A 13,543-nucleotide genomic window follows, 5' to 3' on the forward strand; every position below is an offset into this window, starting at 1 on the left:
CCCCGGCGTTCAGGACGGCGGGATCCGCGTGCTGCGGTCCTGTTGCGCCGCCGTGCGGAGTGCCGCGGTGACGGCGGTGGTCGTCGGGTCGGCCGCCTCCGTGTGACGGGTCGCGGCGAACAGGAGGCGCAGGATCGGGTGGTCCTCGATGGGCGCCGTGCGGATTCCGGGTGTGGCCGGGGTGATGGCCGTCCGGGGGACGAGCGCGGTGGCGAGGCCGGCCTGTGCGAGGGCGAGCTGGGCGGCGATGTCGGCGGTGACGTAGCGCGTCGCGGGGGTGAAGCCGGCCTGCTGGCAGGCATGCAGGATGGCCTGTCCGCAGTCCGTGGTCGCCGGTGGCACGACAAGGTGGTGCGTGGCCAGTTCACGCAGGGCGACGGGACGCCCGTCGGACCGGTCGGCGGCGGTGACGACGAGCAGCGGATCGTCGAGCAGCGGCGAGACCGCGACGCCCTTGGGCGCGGTCTCCGGGAGGTGGTGGTACCGCTGCCCCAGCACCACGTCGACGGTGCCGAGCGTGAGTTCCCGCAGTTGCGCCTGGTCGGTGACGAGACACGTCACCGCGAGCTGCGGATGGTCCGCGCTCAGCGCGGTCAGCGCGGGGGCCACGATCCTGGCGACGGTCGACGGCAACGCGGCGAGCGTGGTGCCGGCGCCGACCGTGCCCCTGACCGCCGCGACGGCGCATTCGGCTTCCTCCATGGCGGCGAGGATCCGGTCGGCGTGTTCGAGGAGGACGCGGCCCGCCTCCGTGAGCGCGACGGTCCGCCCGTCAGGACGCAGGAGATCGACCCCCACGTCGTGTCTCAGCGCGGTCAGCTGCTGGGAGACGGCACCGGCGGACAGCGCCAGCGACTGGGCGGCCGCGGTGATGGAGCCGCGGGCGGCGACGGTTTTGAGCATGTACAGACGGCGGGCATCCAGCATGACTCGATAGATTACCTAAAGGGTTCCGGTAGAAATCATCTCCTTGACCTGTGGAGTCCCGGCGGGCGATCTTCAACGCATGGAAATCCTCGACTGCATCTCCGCGGTTGCCCGTCCCCTCCACGACGTCGGTGACGAGTTCATGTCCGACGACGCGACCGCTGACATCGGCCTGCGTGCCGGGTTCGCCCCGGGGCGCGGCTTCTACTGCCGCGGCCGGTTCGGCGTGCTCGGCGAGGCCCCGGCCTCGGTGGTCCAAGCGGTGCAGGGGTTCCTCGGCCCCGAACTGGTCACCGCCGGCTGGCGGGCCGGCGGGTCGGTGATGCCGGTCGAGGAGGCCGTCGCCTGCTACGCACAAGCCGCCCGGACATGGGGGCGCGCCAACATCTCCGCCGACGTCGACGTGGAGCACTTCAACCACCTGGCACAGCAGCTGATCGACGCCGCCGACGCCGACGCACTGCCCCTGTTCGCCGGCTGGCGCGCCCAGCCCATACCCGGCGACGACCCGGTCGGAGCGGCGATGCAGCGCATCCATGTACTGCGGGAACACCGTGGCGCCTGCCATCTGGTGGCGGTGCGCCTGTGCGGGCTGAGCGCGCGCGAGGCGATGGTCGTCAACCTCGGCGTCGAGCAGGCGACCCACTACGGCTGGCGGGAGCCGCGTCCCGTCGCCGCAGCCGCGATCCCCCGATGGCAGCGCGCCGAGCGGCTCACCGACGAGCTGCAGGCACCGCTCTACGCCGTGCTGACCGCTCGGCAACGCGCCGAATTCGCCCGGCACGTCGACGCGTTGACCGGCTCCCCGACCTCATGACCGGATGTGACGAACACCCGCGGGCGCACGGAAGGACGGCATGATCGTGGGCATGCTCCTCACTCATGAGGGCCTGTCGCCCTCCGTACACCCCACGGCCTATGTCGCTCCCACCGCCACGCTGTGCGGAGACGTACGCGTGGGTGCGGGGTGCCGGGTGCTGTTCGGCGCGGTGCTCACCGCCGAGGGAGGGCCGGTGGAACTGGGCGAGGGCGGCATCGTGATGGAGAACTCGGTCCTGCGTGGCACCCGAAGGGATCCACTGATTCTGGGACGGCAGGTCCTGGTGGGCCCGACGTCCTACCTGACCGGCTGCCGGGTCGAGGACGAGGTCTTCCTGGCCACCGGCAGCCGCGTCTTCAACGGAGCGCGGATCGGGACCCGCTCCGAGGTGCGGATCAACGGGATCGTGCATCTGCGCACCGTGCTGCCCGCCGACTCGGTGGTGCCGATCGGCTGGGTCGCCGTCGGCGACCCCGCGCGCATTCTTCCGCCAGGGGACCACGACGGGATCTGGGCGGTGCAGAAGAACCTGGACTTCCCCGGCTACGTCTTCGGACTGGACCGACCCGCCGACGGCGAGAGCCTGATGCCGGCCGTCTCCGAACGCTTCGGCCGCGCCCTCGGCCGCCACGGCGACGACCGACAGGTCTGAGGAGATCTGGCCGTCCGCCCTGACATACGAGGTCGAGGGGTTGCGGCAGGCACCCTCCCGGCCGCTCCGCGGTCCCCTTCTCCGCGCTCACCGTCGGCGAACTCGGATCCGGCGGGGACCAGCCGGCTTACCAGGGCGCCGGCCGCCCGGTCCGGGTGCCGTTCGGGGGCCGTCGGCTCACGGGCCGGAAGCGGCCTCCCGCCCGGGCACCATCTCAACCGCGGTGAGGAACCGTCTCACGACCAGACAAGTCGACCTCCGGCGACACGACAGACCGGGGAGCTGCCGTCGGCGATCCTCGTCAGCGTCTTCGCCACGGAGTCGAAGTACTGGGCCATCGACGCGTACTCACCCGTGACCGAGGGGCCACCCACGAACCAGCTGCCGACGCGCCCGTCCCGCACATCGACGAACTTCCCCCTCCAGCCGTCCTGGTCCGACAGGAACGGAATCCACTCGTTGCGCCAGAACGGATCGTCCGGCTGGTCCGGAGGGTCGAAGCCGCAGGACGTGGAGCGGTTCGCGTAGAGCCTCTCCATCGCCCGGATGCCCAGAAAGAAGCTTCCCTCGTCGGGGAACCCGTCGAAGCCGCAGCACATCACGTCGTCGTCGACGTCTTCCTCCGGCAGATCCAGATTGCTCCGCAACAGCCACGTCCGCAGGTCTCCATGGAGGGAGATCCCCATCCGTGCCTCGGCTGCCGCGAGCATCCGCTCCGTGGCGGGCCCCGGCAGATCCGCGTGATCGGCCGGCGCGTGCTCCCGAAGAAGACTCATCACACGCGACCAACTCTCAGCCACACTCATCGTCCTCTGACCTCTGTCCTCTCCAGGGCGGCGCCCTTGCGGTGCTCCTGCGGGCTGACGCCCCGGACCCGTTTGAAGGCGGCGCTCAGGGCGAAGGCGCTGCTGTAGCCGACGCGGCGGGCGACGGCGTCCAGGGTCGTGTCGCCGTCCCGCAGCAGGTCGGCGGCGACCGCGAGGCGCCAGTCGGTCAGGTACGTCATCGGGGGTTCCCCGACCAGCTCGGTGAAGCGCCGGGCGAGCGCGGCCCGTGACACGCCGGCCTTGGCGGCGAGGGAGGCGACGGTCCACGGGTGGGCGGGGTCGTCGTGGAGGAGCCGCAGCGCGCGGCCGACGACGGGGTCGCCCATCGCCCGGTACCAGGCGGGCGGCTCGGCAGCCGGCCGGGCGAACCAGGCGCGGACGGCCGCGATGAGGATCAGGTCGAGGACGCGGTCGAGGACGGCGCTCTGGCCGGGTTCGTCGCGGGCGATCTCCTCGTCCAGGAGGGGCATCAGCGGGCAGCGCCACTGGTCCGCCGGCAGGTGTGCCAGCGGCGGCAGGGCGTCGAGGAGGCGCCGGCCGACCTCGCCGTCCATCTGGTAGGTGCCGACGAGCACGGTCGTCCCGCCGTCCAGGGCATTGCCCCAGGTGCGCACGCCCAGGCTCATGGACTCGGCGAGCGGTTCCCCCTCGAGGGTGGCGCAGTTCCCGCCGGGCCCGACACGGGCCAGCGGCGGGCGGTCGGGGACGTCGGCGACGACGTACGGCTCGGGGCCGCGCAGCACCGCGATGTCGCCGGGCCGCAGCGCCACGGCCTCCCCGGAGGCGGGCACGATCCACGCCTCGCCCTCGGTGACGCACATCAGGCAGAGCGGGGCACCGTCCTCGACCCGTACGGACCACGGCGGGTCCATCACCATCCGCAGCAGAAAGGCCCCCTTGGCACGGGGCCCGTCGAGGAGTCCGGCGAGTGCGTCCATGGCTCGCAAGCGTAGACGCACGCGTATGCGGCCGAGCCTCCGCAGCATGGGCGGCGGCGGCGTCGGAGGGGACTCTTGAGTCATCCACGAAGGACGTGTGAGCCGACGACGAGGAGCACATCATGACGATCCGTACGGTGCTGGTGACGGGCGCGACGGGCAAGACCGGGCGCCGGGTGGCGGAACGGCTCGCGGCACGCGGGCTGACCGTCCGGGAAGGCTCGCGCTCCGGACAGGTGCCCTTCGACTGGGAGGCCACCGAGGGCTGGGCGGCGGCCTTGCGGGGCGCGGACGCGGCGTACGTGAACTACTACCCGGACCTGGGAGCGCCGGGCGCGGCGGAGGCGATGACCGCGTTCGGCGCGGTGGCGGCGGAAGCGGGCGTACGGCGCCTCACGCTGCTGTCGGGGCGAGGCGAGCCGGAGGCCGTCGCCGCGGAGGAGGCGCTGCGCACGGCGGCGACGGGCGTCGAACTGACGGTGGTGCGCGCGGCGTTCTTCGCGCAGAACTTCACGGAGGGACTGCTGGCGGAGGGGGTCGCGGCGGGCGAGCTGGTCTTCCCGGCCGGTGACACCCCCGAGCCGTTCCTCGACGTGGCGGACCTCGCGGACGTGGTGGTCGAGACGCTGCTGACGGACGCCCACGCGGGACTCGTCCACGAGCTGACCGGCCCGCGGGCGCTGACCTTCGACGAGGTGGCGGCCGAGCTGTCCGGCGCCTCGGGCCGCCCGGTGACGTACACGTCGGTGACGCGGGAGCAGTACGCGCGGCTGCTGGCCGACTTCGGGATCCCCGGCCCGGAGGCGGAGTGGTACGCGGACCTGTTCACGACCCTGCTCGACGGGCACAACGTCGACCCCACGGACGGGGTGAAGCGCGTCCTGGGACGCGAGCCGCGCTCCTTCGCACGCTTCGCGGCCGAGAACTGAGGCCCGGGAGGCACGAGGGCGCGCCGGCGTCCGGAAGGCGAGGAGCGCCGCCTTCCGCTTGCCCCCTGCGATGACCCGCTGACCGGACGCCCGGTTCGCCCTCGCAGCCGCGCGCGGAGCTCAGCCGGCGTGGGGCGCCGCATGCCTCCAGACCGCGCCGAAGCGAACGCCTCGCGTCACTCGTAGAGTTCGGTCGCCGACGGTGTCCGGCGGGGCCGGGCGGCAGGGGACGTGTAGGCGAGGTTCAGGACGGTACGGCGCAGGCCCGGACGGTACAGGGGCGTGACGCCAGGTTCCGCCGGGACGCGGCCCGGGGGAAGTGGACCAGTCCGCCGTACGCAGGGTCGTCCGGTGCCTCGAGGAAGAGGACGAGGGCGTAGGGGTGGTCGTCCGTGTGGGCGCCGTGGGTGTCGCCGGCGCGATGCGGGATGTTCAGCACGTGCCGCTCGACGGGGTCCTCGACCTCGATGACCGGCTCACCGGCCGCCCGCCGCACCGGACCGATGAGGTTCCGGTCCCGGCACAGCGCGGGGATCGGCTCGGATGTCTCACTGATGACGCGGCCGCGCAGGGTCGTCATGCGGCGGGGTGAGTCGTCCATGCACGCCATCGCGAAGTCGCGGCGCTGTGCCACGGCCTCCAGGCCGACGGCCTCCCGTCCCAGCGCGGCGAGCCCGTCGTCGGTCAGGAGTCCGGGCAGGGGGAGGTAGCCCTCCCGCGCGAATCGGCCGGCATCGCCGGGCCCGAGGCGCGTGAGGACGTCGGCGTTGAGGAAGGGGGACACGGGAGGACTCCGGGCGGGCAGCGGTACGGATTCCGTCTGCCTGGCCGTTCCCGATTCCTCGCACGCCCCGAGGGGGCCGAACGGCCGGACACCCCGACCGCGCCACGGTAGACCGTCCCGCCCGTCCCGCCCGTGCGGACGAACCGCGTGACCCCGTGTTGCGACCGTGCGCCCCCGACGCTCAGGCGCGGGGGAGTGGCGGGCGGGGTGATGATCCGGCGATGGACACCAGCACGGGCAAGTCGCGTTTCGACGACATCTACGATCAGCCGGATCCCCGGGCGTACTTCCGGCGCCTCGCGCCGTTCGCGTACGAGATTCCGCACCACGGTCAGGCCGCGTTCCGGCGGGCGGCCGCCGCGCGGGCCGCGATGGAGGACGGGTCCCGGCAGGCCGCGGCCGTGCTCGACCTGTGCTGCTCGTACGGCATCAACGCCGCGCTCCTCAACCACGACGTCACCCTCGCGGAGCTGTACGCGCGCTACACCGGCCCCGGGACACGCCGGCTGACCACCGCCGAACTCGTGGAGGCGGACAAGGACTTCTACGCCTCCCGACGGCGTGACGGCGCGTACCGGATCATCGGGCTCGACATCGCGTCGGCTGCCACGGAGTACGCGCTCGCGGTAGGGCTGCTGGACGGCGCGTACAACGACAACCTGGAGACGGGCGAGCCGAGTGCGCCGCTGCGGAACGCGATGGCCGGCGTCGGGCTCATCACCCTGACCGGCGGGGGAAGCTACGTCACGCGGAACACCTTCCGCGCGCTGCTCCCGTCGGCCGAACGGCCCGTGTGGGTGAGTGCGTTCGTCCTGCGGACCGTCACGTACGCTCCGATCGTCGAAGTCCTTGCCGCGCACGGCCTGCGGACCGTCGCCGACACGTCCCGCAGCTACCCGCAGCGGCTCTTCACCGACGAGCGGGAACAGTGTTACGCCGTCGAGGCCGTCCGCGCCCTCGGCCTCGACCCCGCCGACCGCGAGACGTCCGGGCGCTTCCACGCCACCCTCTACGAGTCACGCGGATGACGGCGCCCGCCGGCCACCGGCGCGGGGATCCCGCTCGGCCGCGGCGGAGGGAGGGGGGGAGCGGGGCATGCTCGGCGTCGGTCCCGGCATACCGCCCACACGCACCGGCCGACGTAACGGTACGCACCGGGTTCGTCCTTCGCCGGGGCAGCTGCCCGAGTCGGACACGTGGACGGTAGGACGGCCTCCGAGGTGCCTGGTCGGCGAGGGCCGGAGGCGGTGCCGGCCGGGGGAGCTGCGTCCGTTCGGGTCATGCCTCGGCCGTTCTGCCCGTCGGGCCGCCGTGGCTCCGGTAGCTAGTGGATCTTCGGTTCACTTCGTGATCAAGGAGTCCTCTTGCTGCGCTGTCGTGCCGCGCGCAGGCGTGCCGTGGCGACCCTCGTCGCCGCGGCTGCCGCCGTCGCCCTTCCTTTCGTGTCCCAGCCCGCGTCTGCGGCCGATCGGCCGCCCTTCTACGAGCCGCCGGCGACGCTGCCGGCGCGGGACGGGGACGTGATCCGCACCGAGAGGTCCGTCTTCTACCTGGACGCTCTCAAGGCGTTCAAGGTCGACGCGGACGTCCACCGGATCATGTACCGGTCGACCGACCGGCTGGGGAAGCCCATCGCGGTCACCGGGACGGTGCTCGTCCCCAGGACTCCGAGGCCAGCGCCGCGGCCGATCGTCGCCTTCGCCCCCGGCACCCAGGGGCTGGCGGACAAGTGCGCGCCCTCCCTCCAGATGGCGGCGGGCACGGAGTACGAGGCGCTGCCCGTCAAGGGCCTGCTCGACGAGGGCTACGCCGTCGTGGTGACCGACTACCAGGGCCTCGGCACACCCGGCGTGCACACCTACCTGAACCGCGAGGTACAGGGCCGTACGGTCCTGGACTCCCTGCGAGCGGCCCAGCGCCTGACGGCCGCGGGCCTCCCGGCCGCCGGGCCGGTCGCCCTCTACGGCTACTCCCAGGGTGGCGGGGCCGCGGCCTCCGCGGCGGAACTCGCTCCCACCTACGCTCCCGAACTGAAGATCCGGGGCGCGGTCGTCGGAGCGGCCCCCGCCCAGCTGGACAAGGTGGCCGACAACACCGACGGCACCGCCTACTCCGTGTTCTTCAACTACTCCTTCTCCGGGTTCGCCGCCGGGTACGGCATCGACACCGGCCCCTACCTGAACGCCTACGGCCGACACGTGACGGCCGACCTGCGGGACAACCTGTGCACCACGCAGGCCCTCGGCGCCTATCCGTTCCTCCAGTCCCGGTTCCTCACCGCGAACGGCCGCCCGCTGACCGAGCGCCTCAGGCAGGCACCGTGGGACGCGATCGTCGCGGAACAGCGCCTCGGCGACCGCAGGCCCCCGATGCCGGTCCTGGTCTCCCACAGCACCCTCGACGACGTCATCCCGTACGAGCTCGGCCGCGACCTGGCCGCCGACTGGTGCCGCCGCGGCGCGACGGTGAAGTTCAGTCGCAACCACGTCCCCGGTCACATCGCCGCCGCGGCGGCCACCAGCGCCGAGGGCGTCCCCTGGCTCGCCGACCGCTTCGCCGGCAAGACCGCACCGAGCACCTGCTGACGCTCCACACGGCGCGACCTACCCGGAGCCCGTCTCCGGGTAGGGGAGCAGCTGCGCCCCTCCGGTGTCGGGACCGAACATGCGGCGGGCCATGGAGGGCCGGCAGCGAGGAGTCGGGTGTTCAGGGGTGGGTGGGGGTGGTGTGGGTGAGGGGGATGTCGGCGAGGTGCGGGTGGGGGAGGTCGAAGGCGCCGGCGAGGAGGGGGAGGTGGGGGGCGAGGGTGTGGGTGAGGGTGTCGATGGTCTGGGGGAGGTCGTGGATGTGGTGGGGGGTGATGAGGTGGTGGGCCAGGAGGTCGCCGGTGGTGTTCCTGAGTTCGTTGAGGAGGAAGAGGCGGCAGAGGTCTTCGAGGAGGTGACGGGTGGTGGGGTCGGGGGTGGTGGTGATGGCGGTGAGGAAGACGTGCGCGGCTTGGGTGCGGGCGTGGGCGGCGACGAGTTCGAGGGCGGGGGCGGAGGCGGTGTTCCAGCGGGTCAGGGGGTTGCCGGGCGGGCCGTTGCGCAGGGCGGTGCGGGCGCGGTTCTGCCAGATGGATTCGGTGTGGGCGCACAGGTCGGTCAGGAGGGTGAGGTCGGTGAGGGGGCGGGTTTCGGGGTGGGTGGTGGGGCGGGGCGGGGGAGTGACGGTGTGTCCGAAGATCATTTCGGAGGCGGCTTTGGTCCAGATGACGAGGTTGTCGCCTTCGGCGGTGATGCCGCCTTCGATGTGGGAGGGGAGGTCGGCGAGGCCGTTGGTGGGGAAGAGGCCCTGGGCGCCGCAGCGTTCGCGGGCTTCGGTGGCGATGGTGCGGGCGTGCCAGGTGATCCAGCCTTTGCTGATGGCGATGAGGCGTTCGGTCTCCGTGGTGGTGTCGGCGGTGCGGTGGGCCCAGAGGTTGAGGGTGTGGCGGTGGAGGAAGGTCATCGCGTAGGCGGTGGCCGTGGCGTTGAGAAGGCGGCCGTGGTGGGTGCGGTGGTGGGCGACGGGTATGCGCTGGCCGGGTTTGGTGCCGGAGACGTGGCGGGTGTGGGCGTGGCGTACGGCGATGGCGAGGGCGGCGCGGGCCATGCCGAGGGTTCCGGCGCTCATGCACAGTTTGCCGGTGGTCACGCGGCTGATGGAGGCGAGGAACCGTTTGCGGGGGTTGCCGAGGGTGCTGGTGAAGGTGCCGTCGGGGGCGAGTCGTCCGTGTGCGGCTTCGAGGAGGGCGTCCGGGGGGAGGCGGACGTGGTCGAAGGCGGTGAGGCAGTGGTCGACGGGGGTGCCGGCGCGTGCGGGCAGGGGGCGTACGTGGATGCCGGGGAGGTGTCCGTTCTCGTCGCTGAGGGGGGTCAGGAAGAGGAAGACGCCGTGGTCCTGGCCGCCTGCGAGGAGGCGTGCGGCGACGAGGGCGGTCTTGGGGCCACCGGTGGTGCTGGTGTTCGGCATGAACTTCTGGGCGCCGGGGGTGGGGGTGTGGAGGACGAACTCCCCGGTGGCGGGGTCGAGTTCGGCGGTGGTCTCCAGTAGGGCGGCGTCGTTGCCGTGGTCGAGTTCGGTACACAGAAACGTTCCTGTGCGGGCCATGGAGGTGTAGGGGGACAGGTCGCGGGGGGTGTGAGGGGGCTGGTGGTCGAGGAGGCTGCCGAGGAAGAGGTTGTAGTGGATGCTCTCCAGGGTGCACAGGCCGCCGTCGACGAAGCCGGTCCACTCGTGCAGGGAGGCCAGGCGCCGGGCGTCGAGGGCCAGTTCCTCGGGGTCGTCGACCGCGGCGTTGACCAGACGTAGGCGGGCGTAGGACAGGGCGGTTCGCTCGTCCGGGGTGAGGTGGGGCCGGTAGCGGAACGCGGGGCGGGAGACGAGGTCGCGCCAGGGGGTGTGGATCCGGTCGCGGTCGGGGCCGTCGAACAGGGCGTCGGACAGTTCACCGGCGACGGTGGCGGCGAGTTCGCCGGTGAGGGGGACGGCGGTCGTCACCTCCTCGGTGGTGGTGCCGGAAGTGCCGGCCTTGGCGGCACCGCCGACTGCGGTCGTGTCGGCGGTGCCGGTGCCGGCTGCGGACGTGTCGGTGGTCGATGCCGGGGTTGCCGTGAGGGGGTCGGGAGTCTGCGTCTGGATCGTCAGCAAAGCCATGGGACTCTCCCCGTGATGGATGACTCGTGGGCGGGTCGTGGACGCGCAGATTTCGTAAGGTACGAACTGACCGGTTTTTTTTTCAAGGCGCTTTAGGAACAGTTGACGCAAGCTTGAGGGAGCGACAGGCCGCGTAAGCAGGGCAGTTGAGGTGGCCCTCTGTTCCGCTCCGGGCAGCTGGTGTGCCCGGCTTCTTGAAAAACCGGGCATACGGTTCTATTCTCTGGGCCTGGTGGTGTGGGGTGTGAGATCGAGGAGTGTGGAGGCGTCATGGTCAGACAGGAACGGGCCATCCGGACTCGGCAGACGATCCTGGAGGCCGCGGCCGATGTGTTCGACGAGCTCGGCTATGAGGCCGCGACGATCTCCGAGGTGCTGAAGAGGGCGGGCGTGACCAAGGGCGCCTTGTACTTCCACTTCCCGTCCAAGGAGGAGCTGGCCCAAGGCGTTCTGCTCGAGCAGGTCCGTGCGCTTCCGGTCACCCCCGAGCGGGGCCTGGTCATGCAGCAGTTGCTGGACGAGTCGCTGCTGCTGGCCCATCTGCTGCTGCGTGACTCCGGCAACCCGATCGTCAGAGGAGCGGTACGTCTGACCGTGGACCAGGGACTGCCGAAGGACGGTCTGGACCGGAGGGCTCCCATGAGGGAGTGGGAGAACCACGTGCTGGAGGTTCTGCGCAAGGCCCAGGAGCAGGGTGAGATCACCCCTCGGGTCGATCTCGTGCGCCTGGGGAAGCTGCTCATCGGTGGCTTCACCGGTGTGCAGGTCCTGTCCAACATCATGACCGACCGCAGTGACCTGCCGGAGCGGGTGGCCGACCTGTACCGCTATCTGATGCCCTCCATCACGGCTCCGGGCGTCGCCGCCCAGATGGACTTCGACCCCGGCCGGGGTCGCCAGATCCTCGAGGAGTCGACGCGGCCCCACCACCAGCGCCAGACCACCGCCCAGGCCGAGCCGGTCTGACCTCCCGACACCCCCGCCGCGTCGGCGGCCCGGCACGCCGGTGGCGGCGGCACTGGTGCGTATGCGGTACAGACACGTGCGTTTCGAGACCGTCTGAACAGGAGTGCTCGAATGGGAACGGACATATGCCCTTACGCGCTGGACGTCCTGGGGCGGGACCAGGCAGGCGAAGCGGCCCGGCTGCGCTCGCAGGGCGCGGCCGCCCGGGTGCTGCTCCCGGGAGGTGTCACCGCCTGGGCGGTGGTGCGCCAGGAGTACGTGAAACGGCTGCTGGTCGACCCGCGTGTCTCCAAGGACGCCGCTGCGCACTGGCCCGCGTTCGCGCAGGGCCGGATCACGCAGGACTGGCCGCTGTACGCGTGGGTGGCCCGGGAGAACATGCTCACCACCTACGGCGAACGCCGTGCACGGCTGCGCCGTCTCGCGGCCGGCGCGTTCACCGCGCGGCGGGTGGAGGAGCTGCGTCCCAGGATCGAGCGGCTGACGTCCGAACTGCTCGACGACCTGGCCGAGGTCCCCGCCGGGCAGGTCGTGGACCTGCGCGCGCGCTTCGCGCAGCTTCTGCCGATGCGGGTGATCTGCGGACTGCTGGGGGTCGACGAGGACGCCGAACAGGTGCTGTGCGCCGCCATGGACGTCGCCTTCAGCAGCTCGGCCACCGCCGAGCAGATGGGGCAGGCGATCACCGACATCAACGATGTCCTGGAGCGTCTTGTCGCCGCCCGACGTGAACGCCCCGGCGGTGACCTGACCTCCGCGCTCCTCCAGGCGCGCGACCAGGAAGACGCCCTGACCGAGGAGGAGCTCCTCCACACCCTCCAGCTCATCCTCGCCGCCGGCCAGGAGACCCTCACCACCTTCATCGGCAACGCCATCACCGAACTCCTCCTCCACCCGGACCAGTTGGCGCACGTCCGCTCCGGCCGGGTGACCTGGCAGGAGGTCGTCACGGAGACCCTGGGCATGCGCGCCCCCGCCGCCTACATGCCGCTGCGCTACGCGGTCGAGGACATCGAGCTCGGCGACGTCCTCATCCGCAAGGGGGACGCGATCATCGTGTCCTTCGCGGCAGCGGTCGTGGACCCGGAGGCGTACGGCGAGGACGCGGCCCGGTACGACCTGCTGCGCACCGCCCGCCGGGACAACCTCGCCTTCGGCCACGGCCCCCACTACTGCCTGGGCGCGCCCCTGGCCCGGCTGGAGACGGGCATCGCCCTGAAAGCCCTGTTCGAGCGCTTCCCCGGCATGACCCTGGCCGGCGGGCCCGACATCCTTCAGCCCGTCGAGTCGTTCATCGTCAACGGCCACCGAGCCGTTCCCGTCATACTGCGCTGACCGCCGCCCCCCCCACCACGGCACGCCGCCCCCACCGCACGTCGGCCGGCGTGTGGGGGTCGGCCGTCAGAAGCGTTCGCCCCCGGGCCTGTCAGGGCCCGGGGGCCGCTGTGTCCTGGGCCTTCCAGTGTCTCTCCAGCCCAGTGGCAGCGGGTCTTGAGCGGCCTCGCCGACCGTGGCGACAGGACGAGACAGGACGCGACCTTACGAAGGAGGGGCGGCGATGAGTCGACAGACAGCCGTGCAGCCCGTCATCCGTGTCGAACGCGGGCACGCCGCCGAGGAGGAACTCGCTGCGCTCACCGCGGTGTTGCTCGCGCTCGCCGCGGAAAGGGGCGGACCCGAGAGGACGCGCTCGCGCGCGGGTTCGCAGTGGTGGCGGCGGCCCGCTGCCTACTCTTCCCCGACCAGCTGGCGCTGAGGGGCGGACGCAGACCGAGACGACCGACAGCGACCACTTTAAAACCGGCATCGCGGTTTGATAATCTCTGCGAGTGGGCGCCGGGTTCCGGCTGGTCGTGCTCTGGAAGGAGCTTGCCTTGGCAACGATGTTCCACCCCGCCCCGTCGGTTCAGGCCGGGCCCGCCGGCGCACGTGGCCGCGTCGCCGAACTGCACGTCCTGCGGGAGCAGGCGCTGGCCGGCCCCAGCGAGCGCGCGACCGAGGCCCAGCACGCGAAGGGCAAGCT

The 13,543-nt window shown here is 71.9% G+C and carries 13 protein-coding genes; 8 read left to right on the forward strand and 5 right to left on the reverse strand.

Annotation, left to right across the window (positions count from 1 at the left end):
- Positions 1–9 precede the first annotated feature (9 nt).
- Complete coding sequence (locus IF73_RS0131030; RefSeq protein WP_031013840.1) at positions 10–927, reverse strand: LysR family transcriptional regulator; 918 nt, start codon at positions 925–927, stop codon at positions 10–12.
- A gap of 79 nt (positions 928–1,006) precedes the next feature.
- On the opposite strand from IF73_RS0131030, the gene IF73_RS0131035 reads away from it, so the two are divergent.
- Positions 1,007–1,744 carry an SCO6745 family protein gene (locus IF73_RS0131035; protein ID WP_051717490.1) on the forward strand — a complete coding sequence of 246 codons (738 nt, stop codon included), beginning with the start codon at positions 1,007–1,009 and terminating at the stop codon, positions 1,742–1,744.
- Between the two features lie 52 nt (positions 1,745–1,796).
- On the forward strand, positions 1,797–2,399 hold the full coding sequence (locus tag IF73_RS0131040) for a gamma carbonic anhydrase family protein (RefSeq protein WP_031013842.1): 603 nt from the start codon (positions 1,797–1,799) through the stop codon (positions 2,397–2,399).
- Between the two features lie 236 nt (positions 2,400–2,635).
- Here the strand turns inward: IF73_RS0131040 and IF73_RS0131045 are convergent, their stop codons facing one another.
- Both IF73_RS0131045 and IF73_RS0131050 read right to left on the reverse strand, forming a co-directional pair.
- Positions 2,636–3,205 (reverse strand): SMI1/KNR4 family protein, encoded by a 570-nt coding sequence (locus IF73_RS0131045; RefSeq protein WP_031013843.1) that lies wholly within the window; start codon positions 3,203–3,205, stop codon positions 2,636–2,638.
- Positions 3,202–4,164, reverse strand: a complete 963-nt coding sequence (locus tag IF73_RS0131050; RefSeq protein ID WP_031013844.1) for an AraC family transcriptional regulator — start codon at positions 4,162–4,164, stop codon at positions 3,202–3,204. The genes IF73_RS0131045 and IF73_RS0131050 overlap by 4 nt, the downstream gene beginning before the upstream one ends.
- A 122-nt stretch (positions 4,165–4,286) precedes the next feature.
- Here IF73_RS0131050 and IF73_RS0131055 point away from each other — a divergent pair, with 122 nt between their 5' ends.
- Complete coding sequence (locus IF73_RS0131055; RefSeq protein ID WP_031013845.1) at positions 4,287–5,093, forward strand: NmrA family NAD(P)-binding protein; 807 nt, start codon at positions 4,287–4,289, stop codon at positions 5,091–5,093.
- Between the two features lie 244 nt (positions 5,094–5,337).
- On the opposite strand, the gene IF73_RS0131060 is transcribed toward IF73_RS0131055, so the two are convergent.
- Positions 5,338–5,877 carry a hypothetical protein gene (locus tag IF73_RS0131060; RefSeq protein WP_031013846.1) on the reverse strand — a complete coding sequence of 180 codons (540 nt, stop codon included), beginning with the start codon at positions 5,875–5,877 and terminating at the stop codon, positions 5,338–5,340.
- Positions 5,878–6,098: 221 nt separating this feature from the next.
- On the opposite strand from IF73_RS0131060, the gene IF73_RS0131065 reads away from it, so the two are divergent.
- On the forward strand, positions 6,099–6,905 hold the full coding sequence (locus IF73_RS0131065) for a hypothetical protein (protein WP_031013847.1): 807 nt from the start codon (positions 6,099–6,101) through the stop codon (positions 6,903–6,905).
- Positions 6,906–7,241: 336 nt separating this feature from the next.
- Positions 7,242–8,462, forward strand: coding sequence for a lipase family protein (locus tag IF73_RS0131070; protein ID WP_051717492.1), 1,221 nt, complete (start codon positions 7,242–7,244; stop codon positions 8,460–8,462).
- Between the two features lie 121 nt (positions 8,463–8,583).
- Here the strand turns inward: IF73_RS0131070 and IF73_RS42650 are convergent, their stop codons facing one another.
- Positions 8,584–10,554: an acyl-CoA dehydrogenase gene (locus IF73_RS42650; RefSeq protein ID WP_107049365.1), complete on the reverse strand. Its 1,971-nt coding sequence runs from the start codon at positions 10,552–10,554 to the stop codon at positions 8,584–8,586.
- Between the two features lie 270 nt (positions 10,555–10,824).
- On the opposite strand from IF73_RS42650, the gene IF73_RS0131080 reads away from it, so the two are divergent.
- The 3 genes from IF73_RS0131080 to IF73_RS0131090 all read left to right on the forward strand — a co-directional run bounded on the left by IF73_RS0131080 (position 10,825) and on the right by IF73_RS0131090 (position 13,276).
- The gene (locus IF73_RS0131080; RefSeq protein ID WP_031013850.1) at positions 10,825–11,520 is read left to right on the forward strand and encodes a ScbR family autoregulator-binding transcription factor; all 696 of its coding nucleotides are present in this window, start codon (positions 10,825–10,827) and stop codon (positions 11,518–11,520) included.
- 111 nt (positions 11,521–11,631) lie between these two features.
- A complete protein-coding gene (locus tag IF73_RS0131085; protein WP_031013851.1) occupies positions 11,632–12,855 on the forward strand; it encodes a cytochrome P450 family protein in 1,224 nt (407 codons plus the stop codon).
- A gap of 223 nt (positions 12,856–13,078) precedes the next feature.
- Positions 13,079–13,276, forward strand: coding sequence for an acyl-CoA carboxylase epsilon subunit (locus tag IF73_RS0131090; RefSeq protein WP_031013852.1), 198 nt, complete (start codon positions 13,079–13,081; stop codon positions 13,274–13,276).
- The last annotated feature ends 267 nt before the right edge of the window (positions 13,277–13,543 follow it).

Source organism: Streptomyces sp. NRRL F-5727, from assembly GCF_000719555.1.
GTDB lineage: Bacteria > Actinomycetota > Actinomycetes > Streptomycetales > Streptomycetaceae > Streptomyces.

Excerpts from the sequence above, each read along its gene's own strand:
- IF73_RS0131030 (WP_031013840.1), bottom strand. The coding sequence starts at position 927 with ATGCTGGATGCCCGCCGTCTGTACATGCTCAAAACCGTCGCCGCCCGC.
- IF73_RS0131035 (WP_051717490.1), top strand. The coding sequence starts at position 1,007 with ATGGAAATCCTCGACTGCATCTCCGCGGTTGCCCGTCCCCTCCACGAC.
- IF73_RS0131040 (WP_031013842.1), top strand. The coding sequence starts at position 1,797 with ATGCTCCTCACTCATGAGGGCCTGTCGCCCTCCGTACACCCCACGGCC.
- IF73_RS0131045 (WP_031013843.1), bottom strand. The coding sequence starts at position 3,205 with ATGAGTGTGGCTGAGAGTTGGTCGCGTGTGATGAGTCTTCTTCGGGAG.
- IF73_RS0131050 (WP_031013844.1), bottom strand. The coding sequence starts at position 4,164 with ATGGACGCACTCGCCGGACTCCTCGACGGGCCCCGTGCCAAGGGGGCC.
- IF73_RS0131055 (WP_031013845.1), top strand. The coding sequence starts at position 4,287 with ATGACGATCCGTACGGTGCTGGTGACGGGCGCGACGGGCAAGACCGGG.
- IF73_RS0131065 (WP_031013847.1), top strand. The coding sequence starts at position 6,099 with ATGGACACCAGCACGGGCAAGTCGCGTTTCGACGACATCTACGATCAG.
- IF73_RS42650 (WP_107049365.1), bottom strand. The coding sequence starts at position 10,554 with ATGGCTTTGCTGACGATCCAGACGCAGACTCCCGACCCCCTCACGGCA.
- IF73_RS0131080 (WP_031013850.1), top strand. The coding sequence starts at position 10,825 with ATGGTCAGACAGGAACGGGCCATCCGGACTCGGCAGACGATCCTGGAG.
- IF73_RS0131085 (WP_031013851.1), top strand. The coding sequence starts at position 11,632 with ATGGGAACGGACATATGCCCTTACGCGCTGGACGTCCTGGGGCGGGAC.
- IF73_RS0131090 (WP_031013852.1), top strand. The coding sequence starts at position 13,079 with ATGAGTCGACAGACAGCCGTGCAGCCCGTCATCCGTGTCGAACGCGGG.